This window comes from Sphingomonas sandaracina, from assembly GCF_036663695.1.
GTDB lineage: Bacteria > Pseudomonadota > Alphaproteobacteria > Sphingomonadales > Sphingomonadaceae > Sphingomonas.
The window spans coordinates 1-16,919 of sequence record NZ_JAXOJK010000001.1; the positions used below are offsets into that span (position 1 = coordinate 1).

Annotated in this window: 19 protein-coding genes and 3 pseudogenes; 7 read left to right on the forward strand and 15 right to left on the reverse strand. The window is 62.5% G+C overall.

Features of this window, described 5'->3' with window-relative positions; all coding sequences use genetic code 11:
* Positions 1-501 precede the first annotated feature (501 nt).
* Positions 502-1,002, forward strand: a complete 501-nt coding sequence (locus U1707_RS00005) for a Ros/MucR family transcriptional regulator (RefSeq protein ID WP_332798122.1) — start codon at positions 502-504, stop codon at positions 1,000-1,002.
* 296 nt (positions 1,003-1,298) lie between these two features.
* Here the strand turns inward: U1707_RS00005 and U1707_RS00010 are convergent.
* Positions 1,299-1,624: pseudogene (locus tag U1707_RS00010) on the reverse strand (YnfA family protein).
* Between the two features lie 164 nt (positions 1,625-1,788).
* Positions 1,789-2,519: pseudogene (locus U1707_RS00015) on the reverse strand (diaminopimelate decarboxylase family protein); the annotation flags it as partial.
* 32 nt (positions 2,520-2,551) lie between these two features.
* On the opposite strand from U1707_RS00015, the gene U1707_RS00020 reads away from it, so the two are divergent.
* A complete protein-coding gene (locus tag U1707_RS00020; RefSeq protein WP_443025655.1) occupies positions 2,552-2,827 on the forward strand; it encodes a hypothetical protein in 276 nt (91 codons plus the stop codon).
* Positions 2,828-2,867: 40 nt separating this feature from the next.
* Here the strand turns inward: U1707_RS00020 and U1707_RS00025 are convergent, their stop codons facing one another.
* The 3 genes from U1707_RS00025 to U1707_RS00035 form a co-directional block, all read right to left on the reverse strand.
* The gene (locus tag U1707_RS00025) at positions 2,868-3,059 is read right to left on the reverse strand and encodes a hypothetical protein (RefSeq protein WP_332798123.1); all 192 of its coding nucleotides are present in this window, start codon (positions 3,057-3,059) and stop codon (positions 2,868-2,870) included.
* 111 nt (positions 3,060-3,170) lie between these two features.
* Entirely contained in the window at positions 3,171-3,356 is a 186-nt protein-coding gene (locus U1707_RS00030) for a hypothetical protein (RefSeq protein ID WP_332798124.1), read from the reverse strand.
* A 13-nt stretch (positions 3,357-3,369) separates the two neighbouring features.
* Positions 3,370-3,567 (reverse strand): hypothetical protein, encoded by a 198-nt coding sequence (locus U1707_RS00035; RefSeq protein ID WP_332798125.1) that lies wholly within the window; start codon positions 3,565-3,567, stop codon positions 3,370-3,372.
* Between the two features lie 202 nt (positions 3,568-3,769).
* On the opposite strand from U1707_RS00035, the gene U1707_RS00040 reads away from it, so the two are divergent.
* The 3 genes from U1707_RS00040 (at position 3,770) to U1707_RS00050 (ending at position 5,610) form a co-directional block, all read left to right on the forward strand.
* On the forward strand, positions 3,770-4,102 hold the full coding sequence (locus U1707_RS00040; RefSeq protein WP_332798126.1) for a hypothetical protein: 333 nt from the start codon (positions 3,770-3,772) through the stop codon (positions 4,100-4,102).
* 115 nt (positions 4,103-4,217) lie between these two features.
* Positions 4,218-4,859: an SOS response-associated peptidase family protein gene (locus U1707_RS00045; protein ID WP_332798127.1), complete on the forward strand. Its 642-nt coding sequence runs from the start codon at positions 4,218-4,220 to the stop codon at positions 4,857-4,859.
* Between the two features lie 238 nt (positions 4,860-5,097).
* Positions 5,098-5,610, forward strand: a complete 513-nt coding sequence (locus tag U1707_RS00050) for a hypothetical protein (RefSeq protein WP_332798128.1) — start codon at positions 5,098-5,100, stop codon at positions 5,608-5,610.
* A 92-nt stretch (positions 5,611-5,702) separates the two neighbouring features.
* Here the strand turns inward: U1707_RS00050 and U1707_RS00055 are convergent, their stop codons facing one another.
* Positions 5,703-6,248 carry a DinB/UmuC family translesion DNA polymerase gene (locus U1707_RS00055; protein ID WP_332799003.1) on the reverse strand — a complete coding sequence of 182 codons (546 nt, stop codon included), beginning with the start codon at positions 6,246-6,248 and terminating at the stop codon, positions 5,703-5,705.
* Between the two features lie 162 nt (positions 6,249-6,410).
* Here U1707_RS00055 and U1707_RS00060 point away from each other — a divergent pair, with 162 nt between their 5' ends.
* Both U1707_RS00060 and U1707_RS00065 read left to right on the forward strand, forming a co-directional pair.
* Complete coding sequence (locus tag U1707_RS00060) at positions 6,411-6,647, forward strand: YozE family protein (RefSeq protein ID WP_332798129.1); 237 nt, start codon at positions 6,411-6,413, stop codon at positions 6,645-6,647.
* A gap of 629 nt (positions 6,648-7,276) precedes the next feature.
* Positions 7,277-7,498: pseudogene (locus U1707_RS00065) on the forward strand (hypothetical protein); the annotation flags it as partial.
* Between the two features lie 481 nt (positions 7,499-7,979).
* Here U1707_RS00065 and U1707_RS00070 read toward each other — a convergent pair.
* The 9 genes from U1707_RS00070 to U1707_RS00110 form a co-directional block, all read right to left on the reverse strand.
* Positions 7,980-8,114 carry a hypothetical protein gene (locus tag U1707_RS00070; protein WP_332798130.1) on the reverse strand — a complete coding sequence of 45 codons (135 nt, stop codon included), beginning with the start codon at positions 8,112-8,114 and terminating at the stop codon, positions 7,980-7,982.
* A 625-nt stretch (positions 8,115-8,739) separates the two neighbouring features.
* The gene (locus U1707_RS00075; protein WP_332798131.1) at positions 8,740-9,621 is read right to left on the reverse strand and encodes a 3'-5' exonuclease; all 882 of its coding nucleotides are present in this window, start codon (positions 9,619-9,621) and stop codon (positions 8,740-8,742) included.
* A gap of 481 nt (positions 9,622-10,102) precedes the next feature.
* Entirely contained in the window at positions 10,103-10,909 is an 807-nt protein-coding gene (locus U1707_RS00080) for a MobA/MobL family protein (RefSeq protein ID WP_332798132.1), read from the reverse strand.
* A 33-nt stretch (positions 10,910-10,942) separates the two neighbouring features.
* Positions 10,943-11,581, reverse strand: a complete 639-nt coding sequence (locus U1707_RS00085; RefSeq protein ID WP_332798133.1) for a hypothetical protein — start codon at positions 11,579-11,581, stop codon at positions 10,943-10,945.
* Between the two features lie 13 nt (positions 11,582-11,594).
* On the reverse strand, positions 11,595-12,539 hold the full coding sequence (locus U1707_RS00090) for a hypothetical protein (RefSeq protein WP_332798134.1): 945 nt from the start codon (positions 12,537-12,539) through the stop codon (positions 11,595-11,597).
* 226 nt (positions 12,540-12,765) lie between these two features.
* The gene (locus tag U1707_RS00095; RefSeq protein ID WP_332798135.1) at positions 12,766-14,904 is read right to left on the reverse strand and encodes a relaxase/mobilization nuclease domain-containing protein; all 2,139 of its coding nucleotides are present in this window, start codon (positions 14,902-14,904) and stop codon (positions 12,766-12,768) included.
* Positions 14,901-15,215, reverse strand: coding sequence for a hypothetical protein (locus U1707_RS00100; protein ID WP_332798136.1), 315 nt, complete (start codon positions 15,213-15,215; stop codon positions 14,901-14,903). The genes U1707_RS00095 and U1707_RS00100 overlap by 4 nt, the downstream gene beginning before the upstream one ends.
* A 246-nt stretch (positions 15,216-15,461) precedes the next feature.
* Positions 15,462-16,400: a hypothetical protein gene (locus tag U1707_RS00105; protein WP_332798137.1), complete on the reverse strand. Its 939-nt coding sequence runs from the start codon at positions 16,398-16,400 to the stop codon at positions 15,462-15,464.
* Positions 16,397-16,903 (reverse strand): hypothetical protein, encoded by a 507-nt coding sequence (locus tag U1707_RS00110; protein WP_332798138.1) that lies wholly within the window; start codon positions 16,901-16,903, stop codon positions 16,397-16,399. The genes U1707_RS00105 and U1707_RS00110 overlap by 4 nt, the downstream gene beginning before the upstream one ends.
* Positions 16,904-16,919: the final 16 nt, after the last annotated feature.

A 16,919-nucleotide genomic window follows, 5' to 3' on the forward strand; every position in this document is an offset into this window, starting at 1 on the left:
ATCGCCGAGGGCGTCGAAACCAACGATCAGGCGGACGCGCTCATCGCCATTGGTTGTGCGGCCACGCAAGGGTATCTGTACTCCAAACCGCTATCGGCCGGCGCGGCTAGCGAGGCGGTCCTAGGTTCTATGCGGCAAATGCCGTCGCTTGACGATTAGCCTAGAAAGGCACGCGTACGGCTGAAAACGTTTTTCGCTGGTGACGTATTCCGGACCCCATTAGGCTCGGCTTAAACTTGCGCTGATCTCAGACCTCGCCCCGCCTTCCCGGCTGACCAAAGCTAGCTTCCCGACCCAGACAATCCCGAAATTCAATCTTCGATCGGGACAAACGAGGGCGCGCTGGAAATGCCGAAGACCGTCCAAATCAATCGACGGGAATAAGCTAAGTTTTCGCGCCTCGTTGTTGACGAGAAAACCTCACGCTGGACCGATATCGAATCGGCTGCTTGTACAAATACTAACCAGGTCATACTTGCCACCAGCCAAATGGAGGCCTCTATGTCCGACGATACCTACCAGCCTAACGCTATCGAACTCGCTACGGAGTTGACGATTGCGTGGCTCAGCAATCCAAACACCCGCACATCTGCCGATGACATTCCTGCATTCTTATCGCAGATGCACATCAGCATTCAGTCGCTTGTTGGTGGTTCGCCGGCATCGGAAACGTCTGCCGAAGAGCCCAAGGAGTATGTCGGCGCAGTCACAGCCCGGAAGTCCCTTGCCAGCCCGGATCACATCATCAGCATGATCGATGGCAAATCATACAAGACGTTGCGCCGTCATCTCGCAACCAACGGCATGACGCCCGCGGAATATCGCGAGCGTTACAACCTGAAGGCTGACTATCCGATGGTCGCTGCGACATATTCGGAAAGCCGTCGTGCTATGGCGAAAAAGATCGGCTTGGGTCGCAAGCCCGGTCAGACTAACGCTACGAAGGCAGAGGCAGCAAAGCCGGCGTCACGCAAGCGCAAGGCCGACGACGCACCGGAGTAACCTCTTGGCTTTCATCGAGAGATGGAGGCCAGCCCCCGTCTGCTATTTCTTCAGCTCTCCCTCCGGCACCCCATTGTAGGGGGCAGCATTAGTCCCACTCGATTTGGCGTCGAAGCTACTAGGTCGCTTGTGTTCGTCGCAAGCCCCGAGCGTAAGTAGCAGGATCAGCAGCACAACGCGCATTTCTATTCCGATTTTATGAGCTCGGGATCTACCCCCATTGTGCTCCAGCTCCGCATGATTTCGGCGCTCAGGAGTAATCGTTTCTGATCGGGAAAGGCCTATGCGACGGTGACCTATGTGCGGTTAGGGCCGTAAGGAATTACTGCCGCGCCCAAGAGGCACAGCGCAGTACCCCCGAGGTCCCACCGATCGGGGCGAACGCCCTTGGCGATCTACGGCCAAAGCACCGCTGCCGTGATGTAGATGCCTCCATTTGCGGCATACGCTCGGCCGGCATCCGACGCGTCAACCCGGGTAAGCAGATAGGCGAACGCAACTAATGATGCGCAACCGGCAAAAGCCAGAGCGCTGACTTAGACATGCGAAGCCATGCCCAGAATGCAAAGCACCCGGCTATCTCAGCGAGTGCCGCCTCGACATAAATAAAGATCGATTGCACGATCAAATCCGTAGCAGGCCAGGCGATGTCCGCTGCTTTACCGACGACCCAAGAAAGCTTTGACTAGGCCGCCAATTCCGTTGGCAGGATCCGATCACCGATCACCGATCACCGATCACCGATCACCGATCACCGATCACCGATCACCGATCACCGATCACCGATCACCGATCACCGATTACCGTAAACGTATCACCGTCGACCAGCACCTGAGGGCTCAACGGGCGGCAGTTGTAACTCGAGGCCATTGCGGCACCATATGCGCCGGTCGCGTGGAAGACGGCCAGGTCACCATGTCCTACGCGATCGATCGTTTGCGCCATGCCAAAGGTGTCGCCGGTTTCGCAAACCGGCCCCCGATATTGGCCACCATGGTTTCCCCGTTCGGTGCGACAGCGGCAAACCGGTGATAGGCGTCGTAGAGCGCAGGCCGTGCGAGGTCGTTCATGGCTGCATCCACGATCACAAACGGATGCGTGACGCCCGGCTTTACCCATATCACGCGGGTCATCAAAACGCCGGCCAACCCGGCGATAACCCGGCCAGGCTCGAACGTGAGGCCGGTGTTCCACTGCTCCGTCACCCGGGTGACCATCGCAGCATAGTCCTCAAACGACGGCATCGTATCGCGGGCACCGTAGGGAATGCCCAGCCCCCCGCCCAGATCGACACGTATTATCGTGTGACCGCGCTCGCGCAGCTCGAGCACCAGTTCACCGACCCGCCGGTAGGCAGTTTCGAGGGGCCCCAGGTCGCCAAGCTGGCTGCCGATATGGAGCGCTATCCCGTGGAGGTCCAACCCATCCAGGCTCGCGAGACGGTCGAACATGTCGGGCGCCTCGGCGATGGCGACACCGAACTTGTTCTCACGTTTGCCTGTAGAAATCTTGGCGTGGTGTACCCCCGTCGACCGGTGCCGACCGTGCCGTGCAGCGCGAGGAGGTGGCGGTCGGCATCGGCGGCTACGTGCGCGCAAATGGCCGACAGATCCGCGTGAGTGGTTCAATTGACGATAAGGGCACAACGGGGACCGCTGGCGTCGTCGCAGTAGCGTTGCTACCCGTCGCGGGCTTCTTCATTACCGGTACCAGCGCGGAAGCTCCTCTTGGGGCACCGGTGACAGCGTTTATGGACGAGGATGTATCGGTGGCTGTGGTGCCGGCCATTACGCCGATGGTCGTTACGACCCCTGCAAAACATTAAGGTAGCGAGCGCGGGCGATAACACCCGCGCTCGTCGCGCTTCAGACTGGCTTGGCGCCAGCCGTGCCGCACTTCGCGAACTTTCCGTTCGCACTCTTGCACCGAACGGTCTTGACGGGCCTTTTCGGTGGACACTTGGTGAAGCGCCCCTTGGCGTCCTTGCACGGCGCGGCGATCGACGGTGCACCTACGAGCAACGACAGCGAGGCGGCAGCGAACAGCAGTTTACGCATCTGGCATTCTCCTGCCCGAGGACCGGGCTAGTTGAAACTGTCGCGGGATAGGCGAGCGGTCAACGGCGTCGTTTCCGTCTTTGTCGGTAAGAATGCTAGCGGAGATAACAACTATTCTTCCGCAAGCACCTTCATCACCGCTGGGAGGTTGCCCTTGACCACGACATAATTGCCCTTTTCAAAGTTCACGGCACTGGCGTCGTTCCAGCCTTTGAAACGGCGCACATAGTTCACGCGATTCACATTTACGACGACCGGATCGCCCTCGGGGCTTTGAAACTCAACATAGCCGTTCATGCGTCACCACAAATCAACCGTCTTGCGCCGTGGCAGCGAGGTCCGGTGATCTCGCAGAGATCAGCGACGCGATTTCGGCTTCGTCGATCGTTCGATTTTCCCACGTGTCTTCAACCGCGATCGACTTCTCGTCGTCGCGCATCGCAATCATTTCGGCGGCGGTAGCGAGCGCCTCGTCAAAGCTGTTGCGGTGAATGCCCAGGGTGGACATCTCGCCGTCTTTCCGAATTATGTAACGCATTGACGTAACTCCCTTGATCCGGACCACTAACCCAACCTACGCGGGATCAACAAGCAAATGAGCGACAGCCCGGCCGCGCGTTAAATCGCGTTTTCCAGGACAGTCCGGCCACACATCGGTTTGAAACGACGTGTGATTGCGCGAACCGATAAACCCAGCGTAGGCTGGCGAGATGGAAAACACCGCATCGCAGTTTGATCTTCTCGGCCAGCTCCGCTCGCTGATCGCCCGACGCAACGAAGCCGCGGAGGCGTTCGATGTATTCAAGCAGGATGCGGTGATGGCACCGGCGGCAGATGTGCCATCGGGCGAGGCGTCGTCAGACGAAGCTGCGGAGGCGGCAGCGGAGCAAGTCGATACGTTCACCGTACAAGCCGAAGGCCTGATGGCTAGTGCGACCGACGACGAGCTTCTGGCAGCGTATCGTCAGACCGAGGGTGAGGTTGGCGACTTGGCGGCCGAAACGCTTCGTGACGAGATGAGACGTCGGAACCTCGTCGATTGAGCCGCCGGCGTGACACACCCATGTCGTTGGGCATGAAGATCGAGCTCGCGTTCGTCGGCACGCTCGTAACCGCAAGTGCCCTGTCTATGGTTGCAACGATCATAGGGATTATTTGATGTGCAACCGAGCCAGGTTCGACGGCGAGCCTGAAACGATCACCGAGCGCTTCGGCGCGGAGTGGCTGACGCCCAAGCCGATGGACAATCGGTTCGATCCCAAGGAATTACGCCCGTTTGGTCGAGCGTATGTCGTGCGGAACGAAAACGGCCGCCGCGGGCTCGACGTGATGGAATGGGACGTCCTGGCAGGGCAGGCCAAGCAGGCAGGCCGCAAGGTTGCGCAGACCAATGTGCGCACCCTCCATCTCCCACAATGGCGCTCGCTTGTTACCAATCCGGCCAACCGCTGCCTGATCCCACTGACGGAGTTCTGCGAATGGGCCCGCGAGCCCACCGACCTTGGCGACGGCAAGAAGCCGATCAAGGGGGAGATGTGGTTCGAGGTGAGGGAGCAGCCGGTGTTTGCGATCGCCGGCTTCTGGCGGCAGGTTGGCGATCAGCGCTATTTCGCGATGGTCACCTGCGACGCGAACGAACTTGTTGCCCCGATCCATCCCAAGGCAATGATCACGGTGCTCAACCCCGCTGATCACGATCGGTGGCTTACCGGCAGCTATGACGACGTACTGGCGTTGCAACGCCCGTATCCAGCGGATCAGATGTCGGCTCGAGGGCCGATCTTCCCGACACGGCCATAGTAATTGCACTGTTAACGAGAATACTAAAATCCGTTCTCTCGTCTAATATAGATCAATCGAAGTTGAATATATCCGTTTCCGATGATTTTTGTATTGACTGTAGGTTGTTTCATCCCATGGCTTTGATATGAAAACCTGTCTTAGCTATCCTATTTTGATCCATATGTATTTCTTCCCTTGTCCGGATCGTTCTGGCGGGTAATAAGCGCGCGCCCAATAGAGGCGACAGGGGGATAAATTGAAGAAGATTTTTGCGATAACGATTGCGGCGCTGACCGTCAGCTTAGGGGGCTGCGCAACAGTTCTTAACGGGACCAAGACCGATTACACCGTCGCATCGCGACCGGATGGCGCCACGGTCAAGTTCACGAACGGCACTTCCTGCACGACTCCGTGCAAACTGGAATTTCGCCGCAAGGACGATCTTCGTGCCGACGTAACAATGGCGGGCCACAAGCCGACTTACGTTCTCATCCAGTCGAAGCTGAACGGTAGTTCTTTCGGCAACATCCTATTGGGTGGTGGCGTAGGTGCCATCGTTGACGGCAGCAACGGCGCCAGCAACCGCCTCTACCCGAGCCCGCTTATCGTGCGCTTGGCGCCCGAAGGCTCGCCGGACGGGGCTGTGCTTCTCGATAAAAAGGGTGATGTCGTTAAGACGGTGAAGGACCACAATGACTCTGTACGTGCCGATGTGTCCAAGACAGTCGGTCCTCGGATGTCCGGCCTTGAAGGTAACGATCTGCAGTAGTTCCATGTGCCTCGCCGTATCCACGCGGCGAGGCACATCGTCTTTCGGGTTCAAACCTGCCAAGGGACGGCAACGCCCAATCTTCGAACCCTTCAGGCTTTAACAGTCGGCACGTCGGCAATGTTGGTAGTCCACGCCGGTGACCGCATCGCCGACCGCATCTTCCACTCGCGCTTGAACCCCTGGGACGCCGTCACGGCCGTCCACGTACCGAACCTCCCGTTGATCGCGTCAAGCGCGCCCATCAGCCGATCTCGCTTCCCCGTATCCTCCTCGAACAGCGTGCGCGGTCGCTCCTCCTCGGGAAGCAGATCGTCGAGCATGATGCCGGCCTTCGTGTATGCGTAGCCGCCACGCCATGCCTTGTCCGCGCCGCGCCTGGCTGCTGCGATCAGCTCAAGACTGTCGTTCGTCATCGGATGCAGCGTCACCATACGTGATTCGCCGTACTGTGGCCGGTCGGGCTTGTGCTTGTTCGTGTGGAAGAATGCGGTCAGCCGGGCCGCGACCAAGCCGTGAGATCGCAGCTTCTCGCCCGCCCGCAGCGCGTATTGCGAAAGCGCGCCCATCATCTGCTCGAAGTCGTAGATCGGCGTCCCGAACGAACGGGTAGACGTTGTCGTAAATCGCGCCCGCAGCCGCTCTCAGCCGCAGATCATGCTGCATTTCGTTGCTCCATCAGACTCGAGTCGCCGCGAGCGGCATGCCCATAGCTAGGCGCGATCCCGATTGATTCGCAAGAACATTGCAAGAACATCAATCTAATGCGATTGGTGGGCCATCGATTCGAAGGACGCCCGATGACCGATCACGATGAAGACCAGCAGGAGCCAAAGCCGGCGTTCGGCCAATGGCTGGTGACGCAGAAGGACCGAAGCGATCTTGTCGGTCAGCTTGCGATCGGAGCCGCTGCCGATCGCCGCTTCCCGCGTCACGGAGATCCGGAAGCCGTCCGTAAGCATCTCAGCTCCATGAAGGCCGAGGGCGATATGTTTGCCGCAGTGGACGATGCAGAGTCGGAATGGCTGTCTGTGTGATGCAGGACGTATGGAAGCAGGCTTTCGTACTGATGGCGGACCATGGGCAGATGGGAGCCTGCCAGATCGTAGCGTCTGGTATGCAAAAGACACTGCCGGGACAGCCTGAGCAGTACCGGCAGTGGGAAGTCTTAGCCGACTGTCTGAACGCTGTGGCAGATGCCAGCCGGACGAAGCACTGATGCGGCCGGTGGCTCGATGATTGCCCTCGCGCCAGCGACGGCTTTCTCCTGCACCGTGACCCGCGTCCACGACGGCGACGGACCCCTATGGTGCTCGAACGGCATTAAGGTTCGGATTGCTGGCGTACAGGCGCCAGACTTTGAAAGCGCATCGCCTTGCCGCGCGTCAGATCCGCGCCGCGTGAACTACCGGTGCGACAACCTCGCCGCCAACCGCAGCCAGCAGATCGTCGAGCGCTTGGTATTGCGAAAGACGTTGCGATGCGACGCAATCGGCAAGAGCTACAGTCGCGTTGTCGCTCGGTGCACGCTGCCCGACGGTCGATCACTGTCGTGCGCTGCGATCGCTTCCGGCGCGGCTGTGCGGTGGGATCGGTACTGGCGGCAGTATCGAATGGGCGATTGCCGTTAGCTTCCACTCTGCGCCATAGCGCAGTATCGATCATAATGGCCCGTGCGCAAAAGCTGAAAGTCTACCGAACGGTCGCCGGCTTCAATGACGCCTAAGTTGCCGCACCCAGTCAGAGGGCTGCTCTAGAGGCATGGGGTAGCGACCGAGACCTGTTCGCGAGGGGCATAGCGGAACTCGTAACAGACGCCGCATTGACCGCGGAACCCTTGGCGTCGCCGGGTGTGGTTGTGAAGCTTTCCCGCGGTACGACCGCCGACGCGGCGGACGAGCAGTCGAGGTTACGCTCGGTGAGGCGGATCATGTCGGCGATCGCGGCCGAAACCAGCGACACGGCGATGGGCGCTGCCGGATGAAACCCGAGCCGGAGCTCGGCGACCGGGATGACGTCGTCGCCGAAGCGGTTCCGGAGACGCTGGATCACCTGAGCGGAATGGGTCGCAACCGAGGCGTGGAAGGCTTGGATCATGACATCTCCGTCCGCGTAGGCGATGGTCGCGGTAAACAGGCGGTGGCTTGGCGAAAGCTCGGACCCCGTGCTGCGGCCGCGCCTCGGCCGGCGCAGTCCGCCGCGCCCCGCGCCGTCTTCCACGGAGCCCTCGCGTGCCACGGACGGCCGCTGGTGAACGGGCCGGCCGTTCACGTACACCCGTCCGGGCGGTCACGGTCGCGGTGCCATGCGTCGGCTTCCCGTCGTCTTCGTAACCTTCATCGGATCATTCTCCCGTCGTGGTTCCGCCATCAGACCATCAGAGGCGAGGGGTGACCGAACACGTCGTCCGCCATCGGATCGTCGACGAGTTCGGGGTCAGTATCGAGCTCGATCGAAAGGCCGTGCAGCAGGATCGCACGGAGGCACCCGTCAAGCCCCATCACCCTTCGCTCGTGTCACGGTCTTTGAAGAATTCCCGGGGCGCCAGCATCCATGAGACTGGATACTGGTCAAGCCCTTCACGCTGGAAGCAGGTATCTGTCGCTGTCATGCGCTGCGGTCGCGTTCGGTGCCGCCGTTCGATGGAATCGGTACTGGCAACGGTCTCGCATGGTGAGTGCCGCTGATCGTGACCACGGACGAATAGGCTTGGGGCCTTGTCCAACTGCGGCGTCTGAAATGATGCTCGTTCATTCACGCGATGGTATCACGAGAACCTCAAACTCGGCCTCGCCCTTAAGCGCAGTCGTCAGGACCCTTATCGTCGTCTTACTCGACCGCCACAGCACGAAAGGGCTGTCCACCCCAGGCCAACTCGTCGCGAGATACCAGTCGCCGTTAGTGCCGACGAGATGTCCGAGTTTCCTCAGGCATGACAGAAGACGCGGCTTGGGGGCCAGCATGCGGACTTTGGCCGTGGCGATGCCCCCGGCCCGGGCATCGGGAGCAAGAGAAGCGGCGTATGCCGACCACCGAGTGGTCCACTGCGCAGAACAGATCGCCGTCCTTACGCGTCGCTCGTAGGCATCTCGCGATCGTTTGGACTGGTCTGCACGCTTCCGCTCGTGATCATCGCCCATGGCGGGTTCGCCAGTCGATCGGTTCGAAGTCCGCAGAGCGTGCCTTCGGATATGCCCGGTAAGAATAGACGTTCTCGGCAAGCCATGCCTCTTCAGCCACCCTGTCGCGAACCTCCTTCCACCAAACCTCCTGGACCGCGTTCCAGCGATACCGGCAAGCTCGCACCACCTCCTTGACGTCGAACGCGGCACCGAACGCCCGAACGATCCAGCCGTTTGCCGCGGCTCGCGTCATCAACAGGTTCAGCGCGGTCATTTCGGGTACGATCTCGTGCTGAACGATCTGGATCGTCGCATGGACGTCGGCAGCGGCTCGATGCGCTTCGTGGAAGAACCTGCACTGCGTCAGGATCCATCCCAACTTCGCGCACTCGAACCCGAGTTCCGTCCAACCGATGTCCTGGATCGAGCAGGCCCACGGCATGTCGGCGGTGCCGGGTAGCCGCCGTTCGACAAAAGGACGGTCGAACGCCGCATTGTGCGCGATGCGTACGTCGGCGGACCCGACAATCCGCGAAGCCTCAGCCTCGTCGATGCGCTTGCCCATGAGTTCGTCGTCGACGAGACCCGTGATGCGAACCACTTTTTCCGAAAGCCGCCGTTTGGGATCCTCCTGCCATGGATAGAGGCGATCGATCCGCGTGATCACGTGGCGTTCGTCGTGCGCGAACCGCCGAGCCGCCGGCTCGATCACGACGTCGGTGTCGAAATCGGTACTGGTTGTCTCGACGTCGATCACGACGCCGATGCCGGCCACGGCGTCGGCGCCCCGTCTGGTCAGTCCCGTGGGAACCTCCACGCGCCGAAGAACCCGGACGTCGGCATCACGGTCCTGCAGCTCCCGCGCGACCTCTGTTTTATAACGAGCCATATCCTTCTCCTGATGAAGACGTGTGTCCGGACCGACGCGGGCTAGACCTGGCGCGCGAAGGCACACCCAGGCGTCAGGTCGACCGGTCGTGATTGATCATGGGTCGCCGCGGGCCCGAGCGTTCGCCTAGGATGAGCTCTGGGCGTTCGGCCGGCGCTTCAGCAGCGCGAGTATTCCGGGCTTCGGGACGGAGTTGGGGGACAGCCCGCCTCTGTCCGCTTAGTTCGCTGGCGCATATTGCTGACCGCAGGCCACGTGAGGTCCGGCGGTCCGCTTCGAGGGCGTACCTCGTTCACGTCGATTCCGCTTTCTGGGCGTACGGTCATTCATGAGGTCGTCGATGTCCGTGGGACGGGCGTCCAGACCCAACCCGAGGCCGTGGGACAGCTGCATACACCATCCCGATCCGACGCTCAGACGAGACAGAAACCGTACTGGACGACACGAGCGTCGCGGCTGCATCGCCGGGGTACCATAAGCTCTAGGCACCCCGCTGGTCTGGAGAAGCTAAAGGCGGAGGCTTCCGCATCAACCTGATCCTGCGACTCGGACGGTGCCGGATACTCCGCCTAGAAGGCGCGCCCCGCTGGTGGGCCGGGCCGCCGAACAGCCCGACAAGAGCAGCGCAGTCGGGATGCGCCGGCGCGTAGATGCCGGCCCGGTAGGGCGTAGTCGCTGCTGCGCGCATCGCGTCCGGCAGCCTCGTCAACCAATCGGCATGAAGCCGCGCCTGCATCGCGGGACCACACCATGTCGGCACCGTTTTTCCGTGCCGCGCATCGTGCCGCCACACCCGTGTGGTCATGAGGAGATGGGCATGCGGCGGAACGGCCCACCCCTCCGCACCGCCAGGCTTGGCGTGAATCGCCCATGTCACAGTCGGGCCGTGCGCGGCAATGGTGATTCGGGCATAATCGCGCACCATCGTGACCCAATCGCCGGCATGGCAGGTTTCTGGAAGCGTTATGACGAGATGCCAAGCGAGCACCGCATCCGGGGCAAGGTGAGTGGTAGCCACATCCGCCTCGCGCCAGATGCGACCTTCTTCTTCGGCCCAGCGTGGATGACTAGCGGGCAGTTCGAGCCCGAACGCAATGAGATCATCACGGTGCCTGAAATCGAGAAACCCGAGTGCATCGGGTCCGGCTTGACGAGTGATATACAGGTAATTGGCCGTGACCGTAGCGTGGGTAGCACGGCGGTCGGTCTCGAAGAGGCCGAAGCCCCTGGCGGAGATCGGACGGATGCTAACCGCACGGCGGGCGTGGAGCGTGGTAACGGCGTTCATGAGAGTTTGTCCTTGGGGAACGTAAAGGGGGGATCAGGCGTCGGCGCTGACGGACACACGGTCCGCCAAAGCACGCAGCGCGCCGCGCGCGGGGTCATGCTCTGCCCAGGCGGCATGCTGTTCGGCCCAACGCTGCCACGTCGCCTGCGCAACGCGGATCAGCCCGGTCTCGGTCTCCTCAGGATCGGGGAGGAAGAAGCTCGGCAGCTGCAGCGTGCAGTCCTCGCTCGCACGGCATAGGCACGGTATGCCTTGCGCCGGCAGTCCCTCGACATGGCGCATCGCGGCATGCGGCACGACCCTCAACCGTTCCGCACCATCGCGCACGAGCGCAGTCACGCGGGGGTGACGTGCCGGGTCCGAAGCACCGCGTAATGTGTGGAGGAGATGGTCGCGCTCCCGGGTGAGCACCGCACCGGTCGCCGGCAGTCGTTCCTCCAGCCAGTTGATCAGCGTGTACGGCAGCGCATCGTCGCGCAGCGCATGCGCTTGGGTATGAAAATCGAAGCCGTCGGCATACGGTACAACGCTGAACAGCGCGATCCCGACCGGAGGACTTCCCAGTGGCTGAAAGGCGAGGCTCGGGCAGACCGAGATGGTGCGCAGGGTGATGACGGTGGCGGCGCGAGTGAACGGCAGCGCCGCGAAGCTGTCATTGATGATAACGGACATGGGAACCTCCGGTTCAGTGCGTCGTGAAGGGCGTGATGGACAGAGCAGACGCGTTCAGCGCCGCGAGGTGCGTGGCGGCCGCGGCGAAGTCGGCGCCGCGCAGCCAGCGGGCGAGGTGTGCGTCGATGATGCGCTGGACATCCGCGCCCCGGCTCGTGCGCGCCGCGATCTGCATCATCGTCAACCGCCAGACCGCAATGACATCGAGTTCGAGTGCGCCGACGATCACGTCATGGCGGCCGGTGCACCAGGCGGTGAAGTCGCGGACCGGATCGGGCGCGGAGGAGGGCACGCCGAGCGCCGCGCAGCACGCGCGGAAGCCGATCGGCTCGCCATCCGAGCTGGCGCCTAGGTCGATGAGTGGCTGGCGACGCCCGGAGAGCACGCGCACCGCTGGCGACCAGCGACCCAGCGGCAGGGCCTCGAGCAGGCGGGCGTCAGCGGTCAGATCATATCCCGTGATCACGCTGCGGTCGTGCTCGAGCCGATGGTTCAGCCATAATAGCAACGCCTCGGGCGTGTCCTTAGCGCTGAGCACCGCGGCATCGAGAGCGAAGGTGACGCTAGCGTTCGCGACGTGGCCGGTGAAGGTTGCGGCACCGATCAGCTGCGGCATGGATTGCTCGTGGGTGTCACCGAGATCGAGCCGCGCGAAAACGATTGCGGTGATGATGTGGGATGGAAGCATGATGTACAGGTCCGGGTGACGCGCACCGTCAGCCCCCCAAAAAACGAGGAAGGGTGGGGGTGGACGCGCGATGTGGTGAAGCCCCCAGGCGGGGCGGCGGACACCGGCTGCGATGAAGAACAGCTGGTGAAAGAACCTGAAGGCGAGGCTGGCTCTCGCCACCCTTTTTTTCCCTTCCTTCAAGTTCTTCACTTTCCCCTCACCGGCGAAACGTCTTTTCCATGCCGCTGCGAGACCGGGCCGCACGCGCGACATCCGCGTCTTTTCCATACTCTATCTCCCGATGATTCCTGTTGGGGTAGGGGTCGTCATCACTTGATCGGCGCGCACGCGCGCCGATCGGCCCGGCAAGGATCAGATGGGCTGCGACCTCGATCATCTGCCTTAGGCTTACCGGGCGGGCCGACGTTCAGCAGAACCTCGTCCACGACGTGAGTGAAGCTAATCTTGTCAGCTGACCGAGCAGCGGCAGGGCGGTGACATGCCGCCGTTCCGGTTACCGCAATTCCAGTCCTTGATCGGGTGCTACCGCCTGCGCCATCGCCCGCATCCGCTGGTGATCGCGCGCATGCTGGCGCAACCGCATTGCCGTCGACAGCCCTTCGGCGGCCAATTGATCGAGCAGATTACGCGCTCGCGGATCAGCGACGGCTTTCGCGGCCAGCGGCCGCAGCTGTGTCATCGCCTCGGGATTACGCTGCCAGGTATCTAGCCATGCATCAACCGCCGGGTGCAGCCCGCGCATTTCGTCGACAGAAGGCGGGGCGGGTGAGGGCGGCTGGGGCGTCGGCGCCGTTGGCGGACGCGGCACCGCATGAACCGATATGAGGGTAGTCTCGGTTGTCGGCGCCTTCACCGGTGGTGTGGCCGGGCGGGCTTTCGCAGCATCCCGCGCGATGTCTCGTTGGATGCGCTTCGCCAGCTTGCCGGTAAGCGTGATCTTCTCCGCTTCCGCGACCTCGACTGCCATCTGCAGGAAGGCGTCGCTGCCGGCGATCAATTCGACCGTGCCCCATTTCTGCTGCGCCAGCTTGAGCGAAGCTACCACGTCGGAACGCTGGAGCGTGTGGATCGCGAGCGTCGGTCCACAATCGGTGAACGCTGGTTGCGGCTGGCCGATGCGGCGATACATGCAGGTGCCATCGCGACGGTGCCACTTATAACCCGCGATCGGAATGCCCTCAGCGGCATGGTCTCCGGAGGGCGCGACGAGCATTGGCACAGCAAGCCCGAGCGCCTGCGAGACGGACGGCGCGCTCGCGCCTGCGCACCAAGCGTCGTAGGATGGAAAGCGCGCCGCGGCATCGAGCGCCGCGAGTGCTGGCGCATTTGCTGCCATCAGCCCCCGCTCGATCTCGGCAAAGTGCAGCGCGAACAATTGGCGCGTGGCGTTCAGCTGGTCGCGGCGTCCGCGCCAGTGTGCGGCGTTGATTTCGGCGGCGAAGCTCTGCCGCCACGCGATTATTGTCGCGCGTGCCTGCGCGCGCTGTGCGCCGAGCTGGTCGTGCGCGGCCGTCACTGTGGCTGCGTGTGCCGCGCGGGCTGCCTCATAGCCGGGACGACGTTCCTGTCCCGGCAAGAAGCGGGGTTGGCGCGTGACGATTAGCTCCGATGTGCCTGGCTTGAACGCACCGAGCCGATCAGCCTGCACGAGCTGCGTAAATGCTGCACTGCGCGCAGCGATGCTTGCCGAGATCGCGCGCTCCCCCATCGTAATCCGCGCGCCGTTGGTGCCCGCGCGCGCGTAGCCGAGACCCTCCTTACCCAAGTCTTCATGCAGTTCGTCCCACGAGCAAGCGCGGGCGATGATGGGAGCTACGATCGTCATCGCGATGCGCTCGAAAGATTCGCGCCCAGTGCGCGCCTCATAGCCGCTTGCACCACGCGACAGCCGTTCATCGACCGACTTGTCCATTGTGCGGCGGTCGGGCGGATGCACCCCGGTGGCGCTGCCATCGGCAAGGCGGACCAATCGGTCGCTGTCGATGTGGCGCACGCCGTCATCATCTACCCGGTATTGTGCGTTCGGCTCGGCAGTCCAGCCTTGGCGATGTTCGATCAGGGCCGCCGCTTGCACTGCGGCATTGAGTTGCCAACCATCGCCTGCTGCCACCAACGTGCCGGTCTCAGGGTGCACGCGGTTCACCGCGACGTGGACATGATAGTGCTGCGTATTCCGGTGTGCTGCGTAGATCGCCTGATGCGCCTGAAGGTTTAGGACGCGCATCAGCAGTGCCACCGCCTCGCCGACCTGTTCAGGCGTCGGGCGCTCATCTTCACTCCAGCTGATGACGTAATGCTCGATCGGGTCGGTGCCGCGGGCACGCGCGATCTGCGACAGCATTTCAGTCTGTGCGCGCTCGAAGTTGGCGGGCAGGTGGCGATAGCCGACGAGATCGACCTTCTCGCCGCCATGCGCCAGGTCGGTGACATAGCCGAGCAGCGCGTGCTCAGGATGGTCGGCAAGGCCGAGCAGTTTGAGTTCGGCAGGATCGGCATCACGCAAATAGTTCGAGAGCGCCATGAAGTGTGCGCGTACCTGTGCCCCGGTGGCACGCGGCTCGCCCTGCCCGAGTGCCCGCGCCATGGCGCGGCGCTGCTGGCGGTTGCGATGGCTGATCGCAACGATGATCATCGTAGCTCTATCTCTGCCAGTAGATGCAGTGCCTCGACCAGCAGTTCGAGGCGGCGCACGATCGCATCGTCTACCGCCCTGCCACTCCTCACCGCTGCGGAGCATGCCGCCAGCGTCGCGAGGCCCTGCGCCATGAGTGGCTCGTACGGGCGCAGCACAACCATCTGGCGCAGCACCGCCACGCGGATAAACGCCGCGCGGCTAAGCCCCGAGCTCGCCACCGCCAGCTCAAACAGGGCGAGCTGCTCGGAGTCGAGCTTCGTCGAGATTGCTTGCGATCCGCCGCCTCGCGGCAGCTTAACGGGACCCATCGCAGCCTCCGGCTGCCCCGGGTGTGACAAGCGTAGCGCGGAACACCCGCATGGTCCGGTTTACCGGGCCCATCCTGCCCTCTCTAGCCCCCACTTCCGTGCAGACCCTCTCGTCACCCCGGCTGCGCTGGTGCTGCAGGATGGGAACAGGAAGCCGGGGCACAAGCACTGCAGACCATGACGTCGACGCTGGGTTACCTACTAGACGACGCAGTGATCGAGATGCCCCGCGGCTATGGAGCGCTATCATGCGAGCAATCTGTCATAACAGGCGTCGCTGGCTTTCAATCGCTTTGCTGCCGTCAGAAGTTCATGGTCATTGGTTGAAGACTTGATGTGGCCGAACGCGTCGCCCATCTCGTTCCAGCAGTCGACAACTTCATCAGTCAGTCGACGTGCCGGGACATTGGGAGGTAATGGCCGGGAAGGTGCCAGCTGCGCGATCGTAGTCAGCACGGGCAATGCGGTATCAAGCCCGAGCCAGTGTGCGAAGCCTCCGGACATCGCGATGCGTAGCAGGTGGGCGGCCCAAATTCCACGCACCCGCTGATAGCCACGAACGCCATTGCCGATGAGATCGGCGGGGAGCCATCCACGTCCGAGCGACATGTTGAGCACACTCGGTGTCAGATGGGGCACCTCGTAGCATGGTAGCGTGGCGAGCTTCGGTGGCAAAGCGTCGAAGGCACCCGTGCCGTCCAGGTTTTGCTGGACGATGCGGATATCGAGCAGATCGCCGAGTTCGTCGGCGGCTCTCGAAAGGTCGTCGATGATGTTGCTCTTGTGCGGAATCTGCGAAACCAGCATCGCCGCATTGCCATAACGACCACCGAGTTGAGCCACCAGCCTCATCAACGGTAAGAACGTCTGCTCGCTCATCAGTTCGTTGGCGCCAACATCGAACAGGATGAGGTCGAAGCTTGCGAGCTGATTGAAGAGCGTGGATACTTGGGTCCCTTTGACTAGCGGGATGACCGGCACATCAGGATGCTGGACGCGGTGCGATATCGCGCTCGTGCCGGTGGCGTCAGCATCTATGATGCCGACGCGCATGCCGGCAAGGAGCGCGAGCGAAGCCGTGGCTAGCAGGATGCTTGTCTTGGCACTGCCACCGGCCTTGCTGCCGCTGGCAAGTAGCATCGGCAGGTCGGCATGCCGGCGTAACCGCTGGGGATCAACGCTCATGCCTGCTGCCTCCCCGGCGGGGTGGCACGCAAGCGCTCCATGCGTGCGAGCAGATCCGGATCCATCCCACCATCGTCACCATCACTACGGCGCGACGGTGTGGGTAGAGACACGGCAGCCGGCTTGTTAACGAGCGGAAGCGAGGATGCGGCGGGCTGTACAGGTGCGGGCGCTTTGCGACGCGGGGCCGGGGCAGGCGAAGGGGTGGCCTTTGTGCGATCGCGCAGATGCGGCTGCGCCAGCCGCTTGATGGTGCGGGTGAAGGTCGCGCCGCAGGCCTTTTCGTCCTGTTCCGCGATGAGTACGAGCAGTGCGCTGGGCTTGAGGTGCGGCAGGTCTTGGAGCGCCTTGACGTACTCGCCGAGCCACCACGTGGCGCGATCGGCCGGTCCAATCGGCGCGCTGGCTGCGGGGAAGCGCTCGGCGGCAAGTTGTGCCAGGTGGCCGCCGTGTGCGAGCGGGAGCAGCGGTGTCGTGGCAGCGGTGGGACGGCGGCGACTCATGCGCGACCTCCCTGAA